This is a genomic window from Desertivirga xinjiangensis, from assembly GCF_024436435.1.
In the GTDB taxonomy this organism is placed as follows: domain Bacteria; phylum Bacteroidota; class Bacteroidia; order Sphingobacteriales; family Sphingobacteriaceae; genus Desertivirga; species Desertivirga xinjiangensis.
Genome location: NZ_JAFMZP010000017.1, coordinates 20,653 through 28,073, shown reverse-complemented (window position 1 = coordinate 28,073; position 7,421 = coordinate 20,653). Strand labels below are relative to the sequence as shown.

Below are 7,421 nucleotides of genomic sequence, written 5' to 3'. Positions count from 1 at the left end.
CGCTAGCGTTCATCCTGAGCCAGGATCAAACTCTCCATTGTAATGAAGTTTTTGCTTCTCTGACCCTATTGTATCTCAAATAGAATCGATTTTTTAATTAATACTATTGTGTGTGATACGACTTGGATAATTCTTGCTGTTAACGAGTTAACTTGGTATTATCTCTCGTTATGCTATCTTGAATATTTCTTTAAAGAACTTTCTCGCTTCCCCATCACGGTTCCGCTATATTTCTGTCAGCCGGTTAAGGCTGTTAGAATGTCATTGTTGTTTGCCTAAGCCTTGCGCTTTCGGCGTTTCCCTTTGTTCGTTTCGGGAGTGCAAAGGTAGAAATCTTTTTTCTTTCTGCAAGCTTTTTTTGAAAATTTTATTTTCTCTTTTCCTGCCCCCTTTTGCTCTTCTTTCAATGGCGTTCCGGCCTTGCGCCGTCACGTTTTTGTTTTCCCCTTATTCGTTTTGGGACTGCAAAGGTGGGATTATTTTTAATACGTGTCAAGGGGTCAGGTGAAATATTTCAAACTTTTGGATGAGAACGCTGTTAAAGAGGGTTTTAGTTTTTGAGGGGGCCTTATATTGCAGCATAGAACAAACGCGGCACGCGTGCGCTAGCAAAGCTGTAAGACGCCTGCCGTCCCTAAAATATCTTCAAGAGCCTAAGAGGAGAGAGCTGTCTAACTAAATAACTAAAGCCTACCAAAAATATATCTTAAAGGGCCGGATTGCCGCAGGGCTAATAGTTATACTGAAAACTTCAGCCAACCACTCCCCTCATACCCAAAAACGAATTGCTTGGGATTAATGATCTCTGCTAATATTTCAATGGTATCAACAATCCTGGGGCTGGGACGATTAAAATAATGATTACCATCAGCAATATACACCTGGTTGTTTTTCACCGCAGCAAGCTCGGCCCACCCCGGTATTTGAAATAAGGTATCAATCTCTTGAAGGCTTCTCGAAATTGAAAAGCCGCAGGCTGCAGCAATGATTATGTCAGGATTCTGTTCTATCAGATCCTGCGGATCTATATACGGCGAATGTTCGCCGGATTTTGCAAGCACCGGTTCACCGCCTGCAATTTCAATAAGCTCAGGTGTCCAGTTTCCTGCAGCCATTAGAGGAGAAAACCATTCAACACAAGCAACACGAGGTCGTTTCTCAATAAACTTCAGCTTGTGTTTGATCAGATCCTTCCTTTCAGTTAATTCATCTAACAGAATACGCCCTTGTTCAGCAGCACCTAATCTATCCGCCAGGGACTGAATATCCCTGAAAATCTCTTCCAGTGTATTTGGACTAAGGGAGATCACTTCTGTCTTCTTTTGAACCAGTTCGTTTAATGCCGCCTCAACATCCTTAAGGCTAATCGCACAAACCTCACATTGCGTTTGTGTAATTATAACATCCGGGCCTAGATCTTTAATAAGATCCTCATTCACCTCGTAAACCGATAAGGCATCTGCCAAAACCTCCTTTACCTGTTTATCAATAGCTGCACTTGAAACATCCGGATTAATTTTTAAAGTAGAACAAACTGGCAAATGTTGAACAGATTCGGGATAATCGCACTGGTGGGAGCGACCGATCAACCGGCTTTCAAGCCCGAGAGCACAAACAATTTCAGTAGAGGCAGGCAGAAGGGATATTATCGTATCAGGCATTGACTTAATTTTGTGGCAAATGTAAATAATAGCCGGCTATTAGCGGATGATCATTGCCAATAGCCGACTATTATTTACATTCCTTGTCCCGACTGACCGCTATCTTGCTTCAAATCGTCATTATTCACGCCTCGTTTCTTTTTAGACGGAGGGTTAAAGTTCATCTTACCAAACTGCCAGCTAAAATTCACACCCACAGAACGAAAGGGTACCGAAAAGTTACTGCTTTGAGTCAATCCATTTGCACCATTGAAGCTACTGCTGAAATTCTTCCGTTCATTAAACGGATCAACTACATTGATCCCAATCTTGCCCTTTTTATTCAAAATTTCTTTATTCAGCGACATCTGCCACATGTTAAACGCAGGATTCTTTCCCTGAGACGTTCTACGTGGAGCGTTGATGATCGCAAAGGTTTCCGCTAATAAGCCTTTTGAAACAGTAACAGAACCGCCTAAAAAGGCATTATACATAAGATAAGTTTTATCACTATTTGCGGCTGCCGACACAAAGGAAGAGCTTACGGTTGGCTTGTAGGAATAAACATTTACATTCCCCCTTACGGTCAGCCCTTTCACCGGACTTACCTGTCCATAAAAAGAACCTCCAAGAGAATTATTGCTTCCGATATTCTGAAAGGATGTTAACGACACCGATTCTCCCTCATAATCGTCAGATCTGATGAAGCTTTCAATAATATCATCCGTATGCCTGAAATACAGTGATGCATTAATCACAGAGGTTTTGATGAATGTTGAGTAGTTAAATTCAACACTCTGTGATACTTCCGGTTTTAGATCGGGATTACCCATTGAGTGCGCTATATTGTTGCTAATATTCCTGAAAGGATTCAGGTATTGCAAACTCGGCCGTTGAATACGCTTGCTATAGCTCAAGCGGAACGAGTTTGTCTTGATCGTTTTAGATATCGACAAACTGGGGATCAAATTGAAATAGTCTTTTGAAAAAGGCGTCAGCCCCTGAGTTGTATTACTTGCATCTCCTTTAATTTGAGTATTCTCTATCCTGGCACCGGTTTGAATCCCCCATTTATTTTTCAGTTGGAAGGTCAGAACCGAATAGCCGGAATATACATCCTGATCATAATTATAAGTGTTAGAAAGCGCATCATTATAAACGAAATCCTCACCTTCCCTTCTGTCAAACACGTAGTCACTGTTGATTCTTCGGGCAATTGACTTAGCTCCCAGCTCTAACTTAACCTTGCTGGAAACTGGCAGGGAATAATCCGCCTGAATGGTGTATTCATCATTTATACCTTCGTTATTACCCAGCTGGTCTCTGTCGCGTTCCTCACTGTAAAAATTCTCAAAATCAGTTTTTGCTTTCATATGCGTCCACTGGCCCGCAACAGAAATTTCATGGCCCTCTTTTTTGTATTTGTGAGTATAATCAGCGTTCCAGTCAAAACCAGTGAACCGGTTTTCGTTATCATTATTAATCAGGTTAAATATTGGGTCGGTTGGTCCTAAACCCAAATTATCTATTCTGGTGTTCTGAGAAGAACCATCCGTGTTAAATCCGCCCTGATGATAACGGATGCCAGATGAGACACTGTTTTTATTATTGAAATCGTAACCGACATTTCCTGATGAAGAAAATCCGTAACGTCTGAGATCTGTAGTCCCACTTTGAAGGTTACTGCTGGCTTCATTTCGAAATTCGGTTCTTGTTGCAGTTTCCTGAGGCCAGGTTAGATTTCCTCCAAAATTTCCGGTTATACTCAGCCGGTTTTTATTGATGTTAAGATTAGCATTCCCATTATTCTGACGCGTTCCTAGGCCGCCGCTTATAGAGCCGCTTACGCCAGCCATTTCTTTTTTCTTTGTAATAATATTTAATATCCCGGCTGAACCTTCCGCATCATATTTTGCAGAAGGACTCGTGATCACTTCCACACTCTTAATCTGGTCAGCAGGAAGCATCTTCATCGCATCGGCAACACTGCTGGCCACAGCTCCAGAAGGCTTGCCATTTATCAGCACTTTAACATTCTGGCTTCCCCGGAGTGAAACATTTCCATCCTGATCTACCGACACCATGGGTACTTTCCTCAGGACGTCGCCAGCGTTCCCGCCTGAAACTGTCGCGTCCTTCTCCGCATTAAAAACCACTTTATCTACTTTATTTTCGATAAGAGCAACTTCCCCAGTCACAGAAACCTCTTTTAGGGCCTGAGCGGAAGGAGATAAAACAATCCTGCCTAAATTAACATCCGGCTTCCCGGGAGTAGTCTCTACAGGATTAATTACTTTGGTCCTATACCCCATGAAACTAACAGTAAGTTTATATTTCCCAGGCGACACGTTGTCTATTTTGAAGGCACCTTTCGCATCTGTAAGCGCACCGTTTGTATTTTTTGAAGATGATACCCGACCCAAACCAATAGTAGCATAATCTACAGGTTTATTACTGAGCGAATCTATGACAACACCAGAGATCCTACCGGTGATGGTTGGCGCACCGCCAGGCATTTGTGCCATCGCTGTGCTCATACTAAAAACAGAAAATAATATTAATAGGAAAGGTCTCATTATAAACTAAAGATAATTAAATGTGTGTTTGTTGTTAGTCGCAAAGAAAATCACATTGTTACAGAAGCTAAATGCAAAAATAAAAACCCTTCTTGAGCGGGAACTCACATACGGAAGATAAAAGTGGTTTGAAGGTTCTTTGGGGCCTTTTAAGACCATAGACTTTAAAAAAACCTGTCAGGCTGAACGCCAGACAGGTTTTTTGTGAATACTCATTGTATAATTAAATCACAATGTTTACGATCCGTCCCTTAACCACAATGAGCTTTTTGGGGGTTTTACCGTCGAGGTATTTCTGAACATCTGCATTTTCCAGTACCAGCTTTTCTATGTCCGCTGCTTCCAGGGAAAGTGAAAGATTAAGGTTCATACGCATCTTACCATTAACAGATATCGGATAAGCAAACTCATCTTCTACCATGTATTCAGGAATGAACTGTGGATAAGCGGCATACGAAAGCGAGCCTTTCTCGTTACCCAATAAAGCCCAGAGCTCTTCGGTAATATGCGGAGCGTACGGCGCCAGAACAATAACCAGTTCCTGAAGTATCTTACGCTTGTTGCATTTTAACTCGTTTAGCTCGTTCACGCAGATCATAAAACTGGAAACGGAGGTGTTAAAGGAAAACCGCTCTATATCTTCTTCAACCTTACGGATGATCTTGTGCAGTGCCTTGTATTCTGCTTTAGTCGGCTCTCCCTCAGATACTTCGAATTCGAATTTATCGTTATGGAACAACTTCCAGAATTTCCTTAAAAACTTAAATACCCCTTCTATCCCATTGGTATTCCAAGGCTTACTTTGCTCTAGAGGCCCCAGGAACATTTCGTATAAACGCAAAGTATCGGCCCCGTATCGTTCAATGATGTCATCAGGGTTCACTACGTTGAATTTGGATTTGGACATCTTTTCGACCTCTACACCGCATACGTATCTGCCATTCTCCAGTACAAACTCTGCATTGGCAAAATCAGGCCGGAACGATTTAAATTTCTCCAGATCTAAAACATCATTTTCCACAATATTCACGTCAACGTGAACAGCTGATGTTTTATATTGACCTTTAAGTCCGTATGAAACAAACGTATTGGTACCTTTTCCCTCTTCATCAATCACCCGGTATACGAAGTTGGAACGCCCCTGGATCATTCCCTGATTGATCAGCTTCTTAAACGGCTCTTCTTCGATCACATATCCAAGGTCTTTGAGGAACTTGTTCCAGAATCTGCTATACAGCAAGTGCCCCGTGGCGTGCTCAGAGCCTCCGATATATAAATCTACATCTTTCCAGTATTCAATAGCAGATTTTGGAGCGAATGAATTGCTTTCACGATCAGCCTGAGATGCCATATACCGATACCAGTACCAGCTGGAACCGGCCCAACCAGGCATAGTGCTTAATTCATAATGAGCCTCACCTTTGTACAGCCAATCTTTAGCGCGACCCAATGGCGGCTCACCGCTTTCGGTAGGTAAATACTTATCTACTTCAGGCAATATTAAAGGAAGTTCATTTTCCTCGATCAGATGAGGTAATCCGTCTTTGAAATATACAGGAACCGGTTCCCCCCAATATCTCTGCCGGCCAAATATCGCATCGCGCATACGGTATTGGATCTTTGCTTTTCCAGCTCCTAATTCTTGTAACTTTTCAATCAATACCGGAATAGCTTCCTGGTAAGTTAAGCCATTGATGAAGCCTGAATTGACATATCTACCCTCTTTCGTAGCATCTGCTTCATGCTCTACATCTTTTTGGGCATCCAGAATTTGAATGATAGGCAAGTCGAAATGTTTCGCAAACAGGTAATCCCGCTGATCCCCCGAAGGTACAGCCATAACAGCGCCTGTGCCGTATCCTGCAAGAACGTAATCAGCAATCCATACAGGAACTTTTTCGCCGCTTAAGGGATTTATGGCATAACTTCCAGTGAAGGCACCCGATACAGTTTTCGCATCGGCCATCCTGTCTAGCTCAGATTTCTTTTTCGTTTGAGCGATATACGTTTCTATGCCGGCACTATATTCAGGTGTGGTTAATGAAGACACCAACTCATGCTCTGGGGCAATAACCAGGAAACTTACCCCGAAAATAGTATCCACACGTGTAGTGAATACTTCGATCGAATTTTCTCCTTTTTCTAAAGGAAAAATAACCGAAGCACCTGTGCTTTTCCCAATCCAGTTGCGTTGCATCTCCTTTAAAGGCTCTGGCCAGTCAATGGCATCTAATCCCTGAAGAAGACGATCGGCATATGCTGTAATGCGCATGCTCCATTGCATCATTTTCTTCTGCTCTACAGGAAAACCTCCACGCTCAGAAACTCCATCTTTCACCTCGTCATTTGCGAGAACAGTTCCCAAAGCCGGGCACCAGTTTACGGTGCTTTCCTTCAGGAATGTAAGACGGTATTTAAGTAATTCTTCCTGTTTGGCATTCTCACTAAATGATTTCCACTCATCAGCGGAGAACACTAAAGTATCTTCGTCGGAAACAGCTTTTACTGCGCTGCTTCCATTCTTTTCAAATTGCTCTACCAGGGATTCTATGGACACTGCTCTATCGGCTTCCAGGTTGTACCAGGAATTGAATAATTGCATAAAAATCCACTGAGTCCATTTATAATACTCAGGATCACTCGTTCGTACCTCCCGGCTCCAGTCAAAGGAGAAGCCGATCTGGTCTAACTGGCGACGGTAAGTGGCAATATTTTCCTCAGTGGTTACAGCCGGGTGTTGTCCGGTTTGGATAGCATATTGTTCAGCAGGCAAGCCAAAAGAATCATATCCCATGGGATGCAGAACATTATAGCCCTTAAGTCTTTTATAGCGTGCAAAGATATCTGAGGCTATATATCCCAATGGGTGGCCAACATGTAAGCCTGCACCGGACGGATAAGGGAACATATCGAGCACATAATATTTAGGTTTATCCGAGTTATTGTCTACTTTATACGTTTCATTGTCGGCCCAAAACTGCTGCCAATTTTTTTCTATCTCTTTGAACTGGTAATCCATGGTAATAATACTTGGGTTGCGAAAATACAAATTCAAATGGATTACTCCCGCCTGAAATCATAAGATACCCTGCCAGGATATTAATTAAATGCAGGCTTGACTATTTTTCCCTAAAAAATCGGGTGTAAATCCCTTTACAGGTCAACTTTACAATATAAGTCGAGCCCGAAACAAACGAGATATTCC

The 7,421-nt window shown here is 42.3% G+C and carries 3 protein-coding genes; all 3 read right to left on the bottom strand.

Annotation, left to right across the window (positions count from 1 at the left end):
* Positions 1-737 precede the first annotated feature (737 nt).
* Positions 738-1,661 carry a cobalamin-binding protein gene (locus J3P37_RS22805; RefSeq protein ID WP_256014445.1) on the bottom strand — a complete coding sequence of 308 codons (924 nt, stop codon included), beginning with the start codon at positions 1,659-1,661 and terminating at the stop codon, positions 738-740.
* 74 nt (positions 1,662-1,735) lie between these two features.
* Entirely contained in the window at positions 1,736-4,177 is a 2,442-nt protein-coding gene (locus J3P37_RS22800) for a TonB-dependent receptor (RefSeq protein ID WP_256014442.1), read from the bottom strand.
* 262 nt (positions 4,178-4,439) lie between these two features.
* Positions 4,440-7,235: a leucine--tRNA ligase gene (gene leuS / locus J3P37_RS22795; RefSeq protein WP_256014439.1), complete on the bottom strand. Its 2,796-nt coding sequence runs from the start codon at positions 7,233-7,235 to the stop codon at positions 4,440-4,442.
* Positions 7,236-7,421: the final 186 nt, after the last annotated feature.

Excerpts from the sequence above, each read along its gene's own strand:
- J3P37_RS22805 (WP_256014445.1), bottom strand. The coding sequence starts at position 1,661 with ATGCCTGATACGATAATATCCCTTCTGCCTGCCTCTACTGAAATTGTT.
- J3P37_RS22800 (WP_256014442.1), bottom strand. The coding sequence starts at position 4,177 with ATGAGCACAGCGATGGCACAAATGCCTGGCGGTGCGCCAACCATCACC.
- leuS (WP_256014439.1), bottom strand. The coding sequence starts at position 7,235 with ATGGATTACCAGTTCAAAGAGATAGAAAAAAATTGGCAGCAGTTTTGG.